Below are 14,593 nucleotides of genomic sequence, written 5' to 3'. Positions count from 1 at the left end.
GTGTCACGATGCCGCCCTTTCCACCATTTTCGGTCTGGGACGGCCTGTCCGTTATCGCCGGTCCCGTCGGCACAGCGGGTCACTCGGCGGACGCGCGGGCCGCATGGTGCAGCGCGGAGCGGACGTCAGTGACCTCGGTCACCCGCATCTGCTCGGGCCCGGCGCCGGTGCTGGCCGGACCACAGCCGGGCGGCACCAGGGCCACCTTGAAGCCCAACCGTGCCGCCTCGGCCAGCCGGCGGGGCACCGCCCCGACCCGGCGCACCTCGCCGGTCAACCCCACCTCCCCGATCGCCACCAGGTGCGGCGCGATCGCCAGGTTGAGCCCGCCGGACGCGACCGCCAGGGCGACCGCCAGATCGGCGGCCGGCTCGACCACCCGGATGCCGCCGACGGTGGCGGCGAAGACCTCCCGGTCGTGCAGGGTCAGCCGCTCGGTGCGCCGTTGCAGCACCGCGAGCACCATCGCCAGCCGCGCCGAGTCGAGACCGGAGACCGTGCGCCGGGGTGAGCCGGCCACCGTCGCGCCGATCAGCGCCTGCACCTCGGTGACCAGGGCTCGTCGCCCCTCCATGGCCACCGTCACGCAGGTGCCCGGAACGGGCTCCGCGTAGCGGGTCAGGAACAGCCCGGACGGATCGGCGAGGCTGCTGATGCCGCCCTCGTGCATCTCGAAGCAGCCGACCTCGTCGGCCGCGCCGAACCTGTTCTTCACCCCGCGCACCAGGCGCAGCGAGGAGTGCTTGTCGCCCTCGAAGTGCAGCACCACGTCGACCAGGTGCTCCAGCACCCGGGGGCCGGCGACCTGGCCGTCCTTGGTGACGTGCCCGACCAGCACCGTGGCGATGCCCCGCTCCTTGGCGACCGAGACCAGCGCGGCGGTGACCGCACGGACCTGGGTCACGCCGCCGGGCACACCCTCGGTGCCGGTGGTCGAGATGGTCTGCACCGAGTCGAGCACCAGCAGGCCCGGCTTGACCGCGTCGAGGTGCCCGAGCACCGCGGCCAGGTCGCTCTCCGCCGCGAGGTAGAGCTGGTCGTGCAGGGTGCCCATCCGTTCGGCGCGCAGCCGCACCTGGCTGACCGACTCCTCACCGCTGACCACCAGCGAGGGGCTGCCGGCACCGACCGCCCACTGCTGGGCCACGTCCAGCAGGAGGGTCGACTTGCCCACGCCCGGCTCGCCGGCGAGCAGCACCACCGCACCGGGCACCAGGCCGCCGCCGAGCACCCGATCCAGCTCGCTGACGCCGGTGGGGCGGGCGCGGGCCGGCGCGGCGCTGATGGTGGCGATCGGCCGGGCCGGCTCGCTGGGCATCCGGGAGCTGACCACCCGACCGGACACCATCGGGCCGGTCACCGTGCTCTCGACCACCGAGCCCCACTCACCGCACTCGGGGCAGCGCCCCACCCACTTGGGCGGCTGGTGACCGCAGGCGTCGCACTCGTAGGCCGGACGCGGCTCACGGGCGGCGGACCGCCCACGCGCGGCACCGGCCGTGCCGCCGCGCGGAGGGGTTGATCGGGAGGTGGTCACATCAGGACGCTAGCCCCCGCGTACGACGAAAACACCCCGGCGTGGTGGTCACCACGCCGGGGCGTTCGTCGATGTGCGTCGGGATCACTCGTGGGTGGTGCCGCCCTCGTCGCCCTCATAGCCGCCCTCGCGCTCGACGATCCGCGAGGGCGGAGCCGCCGGGGTGAGCGGAACCGCGACCGGCGCCTGGCCGGTGAGGATGTTGCCGTTGCCGAAGTCGAAGGTCAGAGCGACGTTCTGGCCGGAGCGCACCGCCTCGGTCAGGCCGATCAGCCGGAGCTGGGTGGTGGACTCGACGTTGAACTGGACGTAGCTCAACGGCGCCAACTCGATGCGGGCCGGCTGACCCGGGGCGGACGGGCTGGCCGAACCGGACGCCCGCGCCGATTCCGGCGCGGACGGGGTGGCCGAGGACGACCCGGTCTCGGAGGGGGTCACCGACGGGGTGGCCGAGCGCGACGTCGAGGTCGACGGGCTGGCCGAACCGGACGGCGTCACCGACGGGCTGACCGAACCGGACGGCGTCGGGCTGGTCGAGGCGGACTCCCCGACCGACGGCGACGGGCTCGCCGAGCCGCCGCTGATCACCACCTCGCGAGCGTTCTCGCTGGTGACGGTGACGGTCACCGTCTCCTTCGAGTCGTTGTAGATCACGGCTTCGAGCGTCGCGTCCTCGCCGGCCCGGTAGCCCTCGAGGCCCGGGTATTCCACCAACAGGCCGCGCACCGACAGCAGGCCGTTGTTGGTGGTGAGGTTGACGCCCTGGACCGACGGCTCCTTCATCGCGGTCTCGGCGATCTGGCCGGTGCCGCATCCGGAGGCCAGCAGGCCGACCGCCGCGACCCCGGACAGCAGCAGGGCCGCCCGCCGGGATCCCCTGATCGAGCGCGTCACGTCGGTCCTCCTCGTCACAATCCCACCCGGGCCGTACGCCGGGCACGGTGGCCATACCCGCGCAGACCGCGCTCCAGGGTAGTTGGGGCTGATCGAGGCCCGCACGCGGACCCGGGCAATGCCACCTCAAGGGGTGCCGCTCACACCACTCGACCGCTCGTCACCAGCAGAACCACGTCGATGAGGGCGACGAGCATCACCGCCCGGAAGGCCGCCACCGGCCGCCGGCCGGCCCGGCTCGCCGAGCGCCCGGCGTACCAGCTCAGTGGCGGCACCACGGCGGCCGTGCCGACCGCCGCCAGCCCGATGGTCGACGGTGGCCCGGGTGGTCCGAGGACCAGGGCCGCGGTCGCGGTGAGGAGCAGAACGGCCGCCGCCGCCCGGCTGCCTACCGCGCCCAGCCGGTGCGGCAGGCCGCGCACACCGGTCCGGGCGTCGTCGGCGAGGTCCGGCAACACGTTGGCGAAGTGCGCGCCGGCGCCCAGGGACGCCGCCGCGACGATGAGCCAGGCGGGTGGGGACGGCTGGTCGGGCAGGGCCAGCACGATGAAGGCCGGCAGCGCGCCGAAGGAGACGGCGTAGGGCAGCACCGAGAACGCCGTGGCCTTGAGCGGCCAGTCGTAGAGCAGCGCGGAGACCAGCGCGAGGGTCAGCCAGAACGCCGCCGTGGGGTTCGTGGTCAGGGCCAGCAGCGGGCAGGCCACCGCGGCCGTCGCGGCGGCCCAGGCCGTGGCGCGCCGACCGACAGCGCCGGCGGCGACCGGTTTGTCGGTACGCCCCACGGTGGCGTCCCGATCGGCGTCCAGCGCGTCGTTGGTCCAGCCGACGGCGAGCTGGCTGGCCAGCACGGCGAGTACCACCGAGGCGATTCCGGCGGGTCGATGACCCACTCCCCACGCGAGCAGACCGGCCACCGTGGTCACTGCTGCGGCCGGTTCCGGATGGCTCGCCCTGACCAGCCCTAACACCCTCGACGACATAAGGGAAGTCTGGTCGTTACCGAGCAGTCGTGCCACGCTCGGTGCCATGCGAGACGTGGCCGCGGCCGCGGCGTCCACCGGCAGGAGGGTGCTGCCGCCCAACGATCCGCGCCAGTACGACGACCTGGCCGGTGAGTGGTGGCGACCGGACGGCGCGTTCGCGATGCTGCACTGGCTGGCCGAGGCCCGCGCGGCGCTGGTGCCACCGGCCTACCGACCGGGCGCGTTGCTCGTCGACCTGGGCTGTGGCGCCGGCCTGCTCGCGCCGCACCTGAAGGGCAAGGGTTACCACCACGTCGGTGTCGACCTGACCCGGTCGGCGCTGGTCCAGGCGGCCGAGCACGGGGTGGACGTGATCCAGGCGGACGCCACCGCCGTGCCGCTGCCCGACGGCTGCGCCGCCGTGGTCTCCGCCGGTGAGCTGCTGGAGCACGTGCCGGCCTGGCCGCGCGTGGTGGCCGAGGCGTGTCGACTGCTGCGCCCCGGCGGCCTGCTGGTGCTCGACACCCTGAACGACACGGCGCTGGCCCGTCTCGTCGCGGTACGGATCGCCGAGCGGCTGCCGACGGTGCCCCGGGGCATCCACGATCCACTGTTGTTCGTGGACGATCGGGCGCTGGTGGCGGAGTGTGCCCGGCACGGTGTCGACCTGCGCCTGCGGGGTGTCCGGCCGCAGGTGGGTGGCCTGCTCGTCTGGCTGCTCCGGCGCGCCCGCGCGGCCGGCGCGGCGGGTACGGCGACCGTCGGCGCCGCGCCGCGCATCGTGCCGACCTGGTCCACGGCGGTGCTCTACCAGGGCCGGGGGGTCCGCAGAGGATAGTCGCGTCGCGGCGGGGTATGAGACGCCGAGGAGGGGACGATATGACGGTGCATGCGCTTGAGGCAGCCCGCCGGTTGGCGCCGCGGTTCGCCGCGCGGGCGGCGGAGCACGACCGGGACGGTTCCTTCCCCGTGGACGACTTCGCCGACCTGCGCGAGGCCGGTCTGTTCGGGTTGCTGGTGCCCCGCGAGTTGGGCGGCCTGGGAGCCACGTTCGCCGAGTACGCGGCGGTGGCCACCGAGCTCGCCCGGGGCAACGGCGCCACGGCTCTGGTGTTCAACATGCACGCCTCGGTCACCGGCGCGTTGGGCGCGGTCACCGAGGAGTTGGCCGAGGCGCTGGGGGTGCCGGAGGAGGCCCTGGCCGCCCGGGACCGGCTGCTCACGGCCGCGGCGCAGGGCTCGTGGTACGCGGTGGCGATGAGCGAACGTGGCGCGGGCGCCCGGCTGTCCCAGTTGACCACCGCCTACCAACCGACCGACGAGGGTTGGCACATCAAGGGCAGCAAGACGTTCTGTTCCGGCGCCGGGCACGCCGACGGCTACCTGGTGGCGGCGCGGAGCGCCGCCGACCAGTCGGTGGTCTCGCAGTTCCTGGTGCCGGCCGGCGACGGCCTGACGGTGGAGCCGACCTGGGACTCGCTCGGTATGCGCGCCACCTCCTCGCACGACCTGCACCTGGATGTCACGGTGCCGGCCGACCGGCTGCTGGGTGGCGTGGAGGGGCTGGCGCTCGTCGTCGCCCAGTTGATGCCGCACTGGCTGGTGGCGAGCTACGCCGCGGTCTACGTGGGCGTCGCCCGCGCGGCCATCGACGCGGCGGCCGAGCACCTCAACGCCCGTAACCTGGCGGGTCTGCCGGCGGTGCGGGCCCGCCTGGGTCGGGCGGACGCGGCGACGGCGGCCGCGCAACTGGTGGTCGCGGAGGCGGCCCGCCGGGTGGACGAGGCGCCGGGTGACGAGGAGACCAACCGGTGGGTGTGGCGGGCGAAGCTGCTCGCCGGCACCACGGCCGCGGAGGTGGCGGCGTCGGTGCTGGAGGCGGCGGGCACCTCGGCGACCCGTCGTGGTCATCCGCTGGAACGGCTCTACCGGGACGCCCGCTGCGGTTCGCTGCACCCGGCCACGTCGGACGTGTGCGCTGACTGGCTCGGCATCGCCGCGTTGGGTGGCGACCCGGATCGTGACGGATCGGCCCCGCGTTGGTGAGCCGGCCGTACGCGAATGGTGCGGAGGACAGGCCAGCCGCTGTGGCTGGTGGGAGGACCAGGGGGAGGACAGCATCTGACGAGAGGTGGGGATCGTGTCCGTACCAGTGATCGCGGGGCTCGGGACCGCGCAGCCGCCGTCCGCCTGCCAGGACGAGTTGTGGGAGGGCTTCTTCTCCCGGCACTTCTCCGGGGCGACCCGGTCGTTGGCCCAACGCATCTTCGCGAACTCGGGGGTGACCCGACGGCAGGCCGCGGTCAACCCGCTGCTGGAGGACGTCTCGGACTGGCCGACCGAGCGCCGGATGCGTCGCTACCAGGTGGAGGCCCTGCCGCTGGGCAAGGAGGCGGTGGGTCGCGCGTTGACCGCCGCCGGGCTGAGCGCCGGTGACATCGGGCTGTTCATCGTCTGCTCCTGCACCGGGTACGCCACCCCGGGGCTGGACATCCTGCTCGCCCGTGACCTCGGTATGGCCGCGGACACCCAGCGGATGTTCATCGGTCACATGGGCTGTTACGCGGCGCTGCCGGGGCTGGGCGCGGCGAGTGACTTCGTCGCCGCCCGGGGCCGTCCGGCGCTGCTGCTCTGCGCGGAGCTGACCAGCCTGCACATCCAGCCGTCCAGCGCCCGGGTGGACACCCAGCAGATCGTCTCCCACGCGCTCTTCTCGGACGCCGCGGTCGCCGCCGTGGTCGTCCCGGGCGGTCGGGGGTACGCGTTGCGCGAGGTCGCCGCCGTCACGGACACCTCGACCGCCGACCACATGACCTGGGACGTCACCGACGCCGGCTTCCGGATGGGGTTGTCGCCGAAGGTGCCGCAGGTGCTCTCGAGGCACGTCCGCAAGCTCGTCGACGAGCTGCTGGCCCGGCACGGCCTCACCAGCTCCGAGGTGGACGGTTGGGCGGTGCACCCGGGCGGACCGCGCATCCTCAACGTGGTCGAGCGGGAGTTGGCGTTGCCGCCGGACGGGTTGGCGGCGTCCCGGGCGACGCTCGACGAGCACGGCAACTGCTCGTCACCGACGGTGTTGCTGATCCTGGATCGGCTGAGCCGCGGGGCGCCGGCCGCTCGGCGCATCGTCATGCTGGCGTTCGGCCCGGGTCTGACCCTGTACGCCGCCCTGCTCGATCGACAAGGGTGATTCTCTGAGAGTTCGGCCGGTACGCTCGACTGATGGACGCCACGGTGGACGATCGACTGCGCTCGGTGGTGCTGTACGGCGTCGCGGCGCTCGCCCTGGCCGTCGGCGGCTGGTGGTGGCGTGCCGCCGCGCCCGCCCCGACGGCCGGGCCGGTCGGCGCATCGACGGCCGCGCCGAGCGTCGGGCGGAGCGTCAGCACCGAGCTGGACCGCGCCCGCGCCCTGCTCACCGCGGCGCCGGGTGAGCGGCTGCGGGTGCGGGTGGACGCGGCGGGCGAGATGGTACGGACGGAGGTCGACCCGGCCACCGGCATGATCACCGACATCGAGGGCGATCCGACCTGGCTCGTCTTCGAGGGTGAGCTGCCCGTGTTCCGCGAGACGATCTGGCGTGAGCAGGTGACGGTCGTCCCGGGGCAGCAGGTCGTCTTCGACGGCAGCGGGAGCGACCCCCGCCAGGTGTTGCAGTACCGGTGCACCAGGCCGGGCACCTTGGTGGTGACGGTCACCGGGGCCGAGCTGAACGGCCCGTCCGAGATCGACTGCGACGGTGTGACCTCCAGCGGCGTGGTGTTCGCGCACGGCCGGCCGTTCCGGGTGACGTTGTCCGCGGGCGGGACGCGCGTGATCGACGTCGAGGCGCAGCTCGTCACCCTGCCCCGCTAGCGCGGGTCGTGAGCCCTGCTCCGGTGACGGAACGGGGCGGTGGTCAGGCGGCGAGAGCGAGCAGCTCGTCCCGGTAGGCGTCGATCGGTCCGATGTCGGGCAGCACGCGGGTGACGGTGCCGGTGCGATCGACCAGGAGCACCGTGGCCGCGCCGGAGCGGGCCGGCCGCCCCAGGAACGAGCGCAGACCTCCGGCCGGGTCCGCCAGCACGCGGACCTGTCGACTGTCGGTCGGCCCGGCAGGGTTGCCGCTGGTCGGCGTCGGACGACGCGCGCCGGTGACGGTGACCACCGAGACGCCGGGTGGTGCCGCGGCCAGGGCGTCGCTTACGCGGTCCGGGCAGGGGCAGCCGTCCAGCAGGATGATCACGGCGGGCAGCAGGCCACGAAGCGGCACCGGCGCCTCGTCCTCGTCCACCAGGTCCAGCGCGGGGAGGGCCCGGCCGGCCGGGTCGGCGGGGGGCGAGTAGGGCGCCGGATTCGGGCGGTCGGTGCCCCGGTTGGCCCGCGGCCAGGTGACCGCGAAGAGGCCGGCCATCGTAGTGATCACCGCCACCAGCAGGACGAGCAGCGGCAGGCCCATCGCGTGGGGCCGGCCGGGTCGGCCGGCGGCCCGGCGCAGCTCGCGGCGGACCTGGGCGGCCTCGGTGGCGAGCGTGGAGGCGTCGTCGGGGACCACCACCCGGCCCCACTCGGGTGGCAGGCCGGGCAGACCCTCTGCTGGTCCGTGACCCTCGGCGTCCGGCTTGCCCATCGGACCTCCTGGAAGCGTCTCGAGAGCGGAGTGCGGCTCGGTCTCCAGGGTCCCGCACCGAGGGCTCCTCCCGCTACACCTGGGCGCGGTCCGGGCCGCCGAGCTACCATGGAAGGAGCGCGTAGCCCTTGATCTCGACGTTCTGTTCACCCGTACCGGGCAGTCATTTGTGCGTTACGGAGCGTGTTCGAACCATCGGTTTGACCGCCTGTCAAGCTGAAGCAAGACCTCTCACAGGGCCCCTGAGCTGCGCCAACGGTCAGGACATCGGTGAGACATCGGTGCCTGACCGTGTTACCCTAGACACAGCGAAAGGGGTTTCGAACCTATGGTTTTCAGTGTCGGCGAGACCGTTGTTTACCCCCACCACGGGGCCGCACTCATCGAGGCAATCGAGACTCGGGTCATCAAGGGCGAGCCTAAGCAATACCTCGTCCTGAGGGTCGCGCAGGGTGACCTGACGGTCCGGGTGCCGGCTGAGAACGCCGAGATCGTGGGCGTTCGTGAGGTGGTCGGCGAAGAGGGCCTCGGTAAGGTCTTCGACGTTCTCCGGGCTCCGCACACCGAGGAGCCGACCAACTGGTCGCGGCGTTACAAGGCCAATCTGGAAAAGCTGGCTTCCGGCAACCCGCTGAAGGTCGCCGAGGTCGTGCGTGACCTGTGGCGTCGGGAGCGGGAGCGGGGCCTCTCCGCGGGCGAGAAGCGAATGCTCGCCAAGGCCCGCGACATTCTCGTCGGCGAGGTCGCGCTGGCCGAGAAGAGCACCAAGGATGAGGCGGAGACGCTGCTCGACAAGGTCCTCACCGAGGCCTAGTCCGGACAGCATCCTGCTACCCACTTCGTAGCGAAGAAACCACCGAGGACCGCGACGTGACCGCGCAGCTGAATCCGCGCGGTGACGTCGCGGTCCTCGTGCCTGCGGCGGGTGCCGGCGTACGACTCGGTCCTGGCCGCCCCAAGGCGTTGCGCCTCCTCGCCGGCGAACCGCTGTTGGTGCACGCCGTGCGCCGGCTGGCCGCCGCGCCCTCCGTGCGCACGATCGTGGTGGCCGCCCCGCTCGCCGAGCTGGAGGCCGTCCGGGAGCTGCTGGCCCCGGTCGCCCCGGTGACGGTGGTGCCGGGCGGTGCGGAACGGCAGGCCTCGGTGGCCGCCGCCCTGGCCGCGGTCCCCGCCGGGCCGACGATCGTCCTGGTCCACGATGCCGCCCGCGCGCTCACCCCGCCTGAGCTGGTCGAATCCGTCGCCGCGGCGGTTCGCGACGGGTCCGACGCGGTGATTCCGGTGCTGCCGGTCGTCGACACGATCAAGGAGGTCGACGCGGGCGAGGTCGTGCTCGGCACCGTCGACCGGGCTGCGCTGCGCGCGGTGCAGACCCCGCAGGGTTTCCGCCGGGCCGTGCTCAGCGCCGCACACGCCGCGGCCGGCGATTCCCTCACCGACGACGCCGGGCTCGTCGAGAAGCAGGGCGTCGCGGTGCGATGCGTGCCCGGCTCGGAGTACGCGCTGAAAATCACCCGCCCGTTCGACCTGGCGCTGGCGGAGCACCTGCTCGCCGCGACCGGTTGACGCGTACGCTCTGCGCATGATCGTTCCCCGGGTGGCCATCGGCACCGACGTGCACGCGTTCGAGCCCGGTCGGCCGTGCTGGGTGGCCGGGCTGCTCTGGCCGGACCAGGATGGTCTCGCCGGCCACTCGGACGCCGACGTCGCCGCGCACGCCGCCTGCAACGCGCTGCTCTCCGCCGCCGGCCTCGGCGATCTCGGCGCGGCCTTCGGGGTGGACCAGCCGGAGTGGTCCGGCGCGTCCGGGGTGGCGCTGTTGACCGAGACGGCCCGTCGGGTGCGAGCGGCCGGCCTGGCGATCGGCAACGTGTCCGTGCAGGTCATCGGCAACCGTCCGAAGATCGGTCGGCGTCGCGAGGAGGCCCAGCAGGTCCTCTCCGCCGCCGTCGGAGCCCCGGTCACCGTCTCGGCGGCGACCACCGACGGGCTCGGCTTCGCCGGCCGCGAGGAAGGGCTGACCGGAATAGCGGTGGCCCTGGTCTACGACGCGCCGGCCGCCTAAGCTCGCCGCGATGTCCACCGATCCCGCCCCCGACCAGTCCGCCGCCGACGGTTACCTCCAACGGGCCCAACTCCTCGCCGAGCTGGGGCGTCACGACGAGGCGGCCGGGGAGCTGGCCTACGGGTTGGCGCTCCGGCCGGACGACGTGGACGCGCTCACCACGCTGGCCCGGGTGCATCTGGTGGCCGGTCGCCCCACCGAGGCGCTGACCGCCGCCGACACGGCGGTGGCCGCCGCGCCGGAGGCACTGCCACCGCTCGTCGTCAGGGCCATGGCGCTCGCCGACCTGGAGCGCTACCCCGAGTCGGCCGCGACCGCCGACCGGATCCTCGCGCTGGGCCCGGTCGACGCGTACGCCCAGCGCAGTGCCGCCGCGATCCTGGCCGACTCGCGCAACGGGCAGCCGGCGCTCAACGCGGCCTGGCGTGGAGTCGAGTTGGCGCCGGAGGAACCGCAGGCGCACCTCGTGCTCAGCCTGGTCGCGGCCCGCCTGGACCTGTTCGACCTGGCGGAGCGGGCCTACCGGGAGGCGTTGCGGCTGGACCCCCGCATCGCCGAGGCCGGGCAGGACGTGGGCGTCCTGCGGCTGGAGCAGCGCCGCTGGTCGCAGGCGTTGGAGCACGTCGCGGAGGCGGTGACGGTCAGCCCGAGCCGGATCGACTCGCCACGGACCCTCGCGTACGGGCTGCACCGCCTGGTGCTCTACGGCGCGGCCTGGTCACTGGTGGCGGCGGTGCTCGTCGCGTTCGCGGCCTCGGCGAGCGACGGCCTCTCCCGGGTGTTGGCGGTGCTGGCCGCGCTCACCGGCGGTGTCGTGGTCTGGCAGCTCGCGGCCCGACTGCCGGGGTTGACCCGGAGTGTCCTGCCCGCGCTGCTGCACTCGGACCGCGCGATGGCCCTGGCCGTCTACGCCGTGGCCGCCGCGCCGGTGTTGCTGTTGGTGTACGCGGTGGTCGGCTCGCCGTGGCCGCTGGTGCTCGCCATCGCCGCGACGGCTGTCGCCGAGTTCGCCGTCTTCACCAGGACGGCGGTCCGCTAACCGCGGCGCGCCCAGGTCCAGGCGTACGCCTCGTCCTCGCAGGCGCCGGCGGCGTCGCAGAGGTCCAGCGGTCGGAAGGTGTCGACCATGACGGCCAACTCGTCAAAGTAGTCCGCGCCGATGGACCGCTCGGCGGCGCCGGGCTGGGGGCCGTGGGTGAAGCCGGACGGGTGCAGGGAGATCGAGCCCTGCTCGATGCCCGAGCCGCGCCGGGCCTCGTAGTTGCCTCCGGTGTAGAAGAGCATCTCGTCGGAGTCGACGTTGTGGTGGTTGTACGGCACCGGGATCGCGTCCGGGTGGTAGTCGACCTTGCGCGGCACGAACGAGCAGATGACGAAGTTGGGCCCCTGGAAGGTCTGGTGCACCGGCGGGGGCTGGTGGATGCGGCCGGTGATCGGCTCGAAGTCGTGGATGGAGAACGCCCACGGGTAGAGGTGCCCGTCCCACCCGACCACGTCGAACGGGTGGTTCGCGTAGACGTAGCGGGTCCAGCCACGGCGGTGCCGGACCAGCACCTCGACCTCCTCGCCGTCGACGAGCAGCGGGGCGTCCGGGCCGCGGACGTCGCGCTCGCAGTACGGCGAGTGCTCCAGGAACTGCCCACGTACGGAGAGGTAGCGCTTGGGCGGGCCGATGTGCCCGGCGGCCTCGACGGCGAGCAGTCGGACGGGCTGGTCGCCGGTGGGCACCAGGCGATGGATCGTCGAGGTGGGAATGATGACGTAGTCCCCGGCCGTCACGTCCAGCATCCCGAATGGCGACTCGACCCGGAGGGTGCCCGCCTCGACGTAGAGACAGTGGTCGCCGGTGGCGTCCCGGAACAGCGGCGAGGGGCGGTCGGCGAGGACGTACGCGATCCGTACGTCGTCGTTGGCGAGCAGGTACTGCCGGCCGAGGACCGGGTCGGAGCCGCCGGTGTCCAGCTTGTGGGTGCGCAGGTGACGGGGCTTGAGCGGCAGGTTCGGCGTGCGGGTGAACGCGGGCGGGGCGAACTCGTCGGCGGCCAGGATCGCGGTGGGCGCGTGCCGGTGGTAGAGCAGTGACGAGTCGGAGGAGAAGCCCTCCTGGCCCATCAGCTCCTCGGCGTAGAGGCTGCCGTCGGGCTGCCGGAACTGGGTGTGGCGCTTGCGCGGCACCTCGCCGACGCTGCGGTAGTACGGCATCTCGCCTCCCGAAAAGTCCCGTTCACCGGCCGAAGGCGTCCGATAATCGGACGCTGTTGTCCGTTCCTCGTAGCGTCCCGTACATTCTTGTTCCGTGTCAACGCAGGTGCCCGCACTCCTCGACGGCCTGGTGGACGACGCCGCCGTCTTCCCGCCGGGCAGCGCCGCGCTCTCCGATGCGCTCACCGCGCACCGCCGCCACCGCGCCGCCTGGTACGCCGACCTGGTCGGCCCGCTGCTCCTCCCCGCCTCGACCGTCACCGCGGGCGAGTTGACCGGCCTGGTCGACCCGGACGCGGGTCTGGTGATCGGGCTGATCGGTGACACCGGGATCGGGAAGCTGCCGTTCGCGCTCTCGTTCCTGGCACCGGACGGCGTCACCGCCCGCCAGGTGGAGGTGGCGGTCGCCAAGCGCGGCGAGGACCCGTTGCCCGGCATCGCCGAGCTGCTGCGGCTCACCGACGAACTGCCGGGCGTCGAGACCGTCTACGCCGAGCTGCCACTGACCTTCGGGCTGATGGGCGCGCTGGACGCGCTCGCTGCCGCCCGTGCCGCCGGCACGCCGATCGCGGCCAAGTTCCGCACCGGCGGCCTGGCCGCCGAACTCTTCCCCACACCCGCCGAGCTGGCCGCCGTCATCTGCGCGTGCCGCGACCGGAACCTGCCCTTCAAGCTCACCGCCGGGCTGCACCAGGCGGTCCGCCACCTGGACCCGGAGACCGGGTTCACCCACCACGGCTACGCCAACGTGCTGGCGGCGACGGTGGCCGCCGCCGACGGCGCCGGCGTGGGCACCGTCGCCGAGCTGCTCACCGTCGTCGACCCGCGCCCGCTGCTGGCGCGCGCCACCGAACGGCTGGACACGCCCCGGCCACTGTGGGTCGGCTTCGGCTCGTGCAGCATCCTGGAACCACTGACCGATCTGATCCGGCTTGGGCTGGTGAACGGGGGCTACGACGCATGACCTGGGTGACCGGCGCCGACGGTTCGCCGTACGGGGTGACGAACCTGCCGTACGGCGTGTTCCGCCAGGACGGGGGTCGGTCGCGGATCGGCGTACGGATCGGGTCCTGGGTGCTCGACCTGCACGCGGCCGAGAGCGCCGAGCTGGTGCTGGCCGCCGGCACGCTGTGCCGGCCCGTGCTCAACGACTTCATGGCGCTCGGCCGGCCACAGTGGACGGCGGTGCGGCAGCGGATCACCGAGCTGTTGACCGACCCCGCGCACCGGGCCGCCGTGGAGCCGCTGCTGGTGCCCCTCGACGACGTGGAGCTGGTGCTGCCGATCGAGGTCGCCGACTACGTGGACTTCTACTCGTCCGAGCAGCACGCGTCGAACGTGGGGCAGATCTTCCGGCCCGGCCAGCCGGCGCTGCTGCCCAACTGGAAGCACCTGCCGATCGGCTACCACGGGCGGGCCGGCACCGTGGTCGTCTCCGGCACGCCGGTGACCCGGCCGACCGGGCAGCGGGCCTCCGCCGAGGGTCCGGTCACCGGCCCATCGGTACGCCTGGACATCGAGGCCGAGGTCGGCTTCGTGGTGGGGGTGCCCAGTCCGCTGGGTGAGCGGGTGGCCGCCGACGACTTCGCCGACCACGTCTTCGGGGTGGTGCTGGTCAACGACTGGTCGGCCCGGGACATCCAGGCGTGGGAGTACCAGCCGCTCGGCCCGTTCCTCGGAAAGTCCTTCGCCACCTCGGTCTCGGCCTGGGTGACGCCGCTGGACGCGCTCGGCGACGCCTTCGTGGCGGCCCCCGACCAGGACCCGCCGGTGGTCGACTACCTGCGGGACGTGCCCCACCTGGGTCTGGATCTCCGGTTGGCGGTCGAGTGGAACGGCGAGGAGGTCAGCCGGCCGCCGTTCGCCACCATGTACTGGACCCCGGCGCAGCAGTTGGCGCACCTCACCGTCAACGGCGCGTCGCTGCGCACCGGCGACCTGTACGCCTCCGGCACCGTCTCCGGCCCGGACCGGCGGCAGGTCGGGTCGTTCCTGGAGCTGACCTGGGGTGGGGCCGAGCCGGTCACGGTGGGCGGCGAGAGCCGTACCTTCCTCGTCGACGGCGACACGGTCACCATCACCGCGACCGCTCCCGGGCCGGACGGCACCAGCATCGCCCTCGGCGAGGTCACCGGCACCATCCATCCGGCTCGCTGAGGCCTGAGTCGGATTCCTTGCACCTCCTGCGGACCGGGCTGACCACCTGGTCTTCGGGTCGTCTCGTGCACGGGACTTTTGGTCGCACAGCGGGTGCGATCAAGAGGCCCGCCTGCGCCGTTGGCCCGTGCGGATCACGTCGCCCCGTCCGGGCCGGGCCCCCGCCC

General features: G+C 73.3%; 15 protein-coding genes. 10 read left to right on the top strand and 5 right to left on the bottom strand.

The window, feature by feature from the left end; translation table 11 throughout:
* Positions 1-79: 79 nt before the first annotated feature.
* The 3 genes from radA to O7634_RS07485 form a co-directional block, all read right to left on the bottom strand.
* Positions 80-1,537, bottom strand: coding sequence for a DNA repair protein RadA (gene radA, locus O7634_RS07495; RefSeq protein ID WP_278149417.1), 1,458 nt, complete (start codon positions 1,535-1,537; stop codon positions 80-82).
* A gap of 84 nt (positions 1,538-1,621) precedes the next feature.
* Positions 1,622-2,431, bottom strand: coding sequence for a hypothetical protein (locus O7634_RS07490; protein WP_278149416.1), 810 nt, complete (start codon positions 2,429-2,431; stop codon positions 1,622-1,624).
* A gap of 140 nt (positions 2,432-2,571) precedes the next feature.
* Positions 2,572-3,411 (bottom strand): UbiA family prenyltransferase, encoded by an 840-nt coding sequence (locus O7634_RS07485; protein ID WP_278149415.1) that lies wholly within the window; start codon positions 3,409-3,411, stop codon positions 2,572-2,574.
* A 46-nt stretch (positions 3,412-3,457) separates the two neighbouring features.
* Between O7634_RS07485 and O7634_RS07480 the strand changes: the two genes are divergently transcribed.
* The 4 genes from O7634_RS07480 to O7634_RS07465 all read left to right on the top strand — a co-directional run bounded on the left by O7634_RS07480 (position 3,458) and on the right by O7634_RS07465 (position 7,248).
* A complete protein-coding gene (locus O7634_RS07480; RefSeq protein ID WP_278149414.1) occupies positions 3,458-4,231 on the top strand; it encodes a methyltransferase domain-containing protein in 774 nt (257 codons plus the stop codon).
* 41 nt (positions 4,232-4,272) lie between these two features.
* Positions 4,273-5,439: an acyl-CoA dehydrogenase family protein gene (locus O7634_RS07475; RefSeq protein WP_278149413.1), complete on the top strand. Its 1,167-nt coding sequence runs from the start codon at positions 4,273-4,275 to the stop codon at positions 5,437-5,439.
* 85 nt (positions 5,440-5,524) lie between these two features.
* The gene (locus O7634_RS07470) at positions 5,525-6,583 is read left to right on the top strand and encodes a type III polyketide synthase (protein ID WP_278149412.1); all 1,059 of its coding nucleotides are present in this window, start codon (positions 5,525-5,527) and stop codon (positions 6,581-6,583) included.
* Between the two features lie 32 nt (positions 6,584-6,615).
* The gene (locus O7634_RS07465) at positions 6,616-7,248 is read left to right on the top strand and encodes a hypothetical protein (RefSeq protein WP_278149411.1); all 633 of its coding nucleotides are present in this window, start codon (positions 6,616-6,618) and stop codon (positions 7,246-7,248) included.
* A 43-nt stretch (positions 7,249-7,291) separates the two neighbouring features.
* On the opposite strand, the gene O7634_RS07460 is transcribed toward O7634_RS07465, so the two are convergent.
* Positions 7,292-8,002 carry a hypothetical protein gene (locus O7634_RS07460; RefSeq protein ID WP_278149410.1) on the bottom strand — a complete coding sequence of 237 codons (711 nt, stop codon included), beginning with the start codon at positions 8,000-8,002 and terminating at the stop codon, positions 7,292-7,294.
* 328 nt (positions 8,003-8,330) lie between these two features.
* Between O7634_RS07460 and O7634_RS07455 the strand changes: the two genes are divergently transcribed.
* From O7634_RS07455 to O7634_RS07440, 4 genes are read left to right on the top strand one after another with little or no spacing between them, the layout of a single operon-like run.
* A complete protein-coding gene (locus tag O7634_RS07455) occupies positions 8,331-8,816 on the top strand; it encodes a CarD family transcriptional regulator (RefSeq protein WP_007073334.1) in 486 nt (161 codons plus the stop codon).
* A 56-nt stretch (positions 8,817-8,872) separates the two neighbouring features.
* Positions 8,873-9,568 carry a 2-C-methyl-D-erythritol 4-phosphate cytidylyltransferase gene (gene ispD, locus O7634_RS07450; protein ID WP_278149409.1) on the top strand — a complete coding sequence of 232 codons (696 nt, stop codon included), beginning with the start codon at positions 8,873-8,875 and terminating at the stop codon, positions 9,566-9,568.
* A gap of 16 nt (positions 9,569-9,584) precedes the next feature.
* The gene (gene ispF / locus O7634_RS07445) at positions 9,585-10,067 is read left to right on the top strand and encodes a 2-C-methyl-D-erythritol 2,4-cyclodiphosphate synthase (RefSeq protein WP_278149408.1); all 483 of its coding nucleotides are present in this window, start codon (positions 9,585-9,587) and stop codon (positions 10,065-10,067) included.
* Between the two features lie 10 nt (positions 10,068-10,077).
* Positions 10,078-11,106 carry a tetratricopeptide repeat protein gene (locus O7634_RS07440; RefSeq protein WP_278149407.1) on the top strand — a complete coding sequence of 343 codons (1,029 nt, stop codon included), beginning with the start codon at positions 10,078-10,080 and terminating at the stop codon, positions 11,104-11,106.
* Here O7634_RS07440 and O7634_RS07435 read toward each other — a convergent pair.
* Positions 11,103-12,269: a cupin domain-containing protein gene (locus O7634_RS07435; RefSeq protein ID WP_278149406.1), complete on the bottom strand. Its 1,167-nt coding sequence runs from the start codon at positions 12,267-12,269 to the stop codon at positions 11,103-11,105. The two genes, O7634_RS07440 and O7634_RS07435, sit on opposite strands and share 4 nt — an antisense overlap.
* Positions 12,270-12,363: 94 nt before the next feature.
* On the opposite strand from O7634_RS07435, the gene O7634_RS07430 reads away from it, so the two are divergent.
* Both O7634_RS07430 and fahA read left to right on the top strand, forming a co-directional pair.
* Positions 12,364-13,233, top strand: a complete 870-nt coding sequence (locus O7634_RS07430) for a hypothetical protein (protein WP_278149405.1) — start codon at positions 12,364-12,366, stop codon at positions 13,231-13,233.
* Positions 13,230-14,426, top strand: a complete 1,197-nt coding sequence (fahA, locus tag O7634_RS07425; protein ID WP_278149404.1) for a fumarylacetoacetase — start codon at positions 13,230-13,232, stop codon at positions 14,424-14,426. The genes O7634_RS07430 and fahA overlap by 4 nt, the downstream gene beginning before the upstream one ends.
* Positions 14,427-14,593: the final 167 nt, after the last annotated feature.

This window comes from Micromonospora sp. WMMD1120, from assembly GCF_029626235.1.
Taxonomy (GTDB): domain Bacteria; phylum Actinomycetota; class Actinomycetes; order Mycobacteriales; family Micromonosporaceae; genus Micromonospora.
This window is presented reverse-complemented; position numbering and strand designations above follow the sequence as displayed.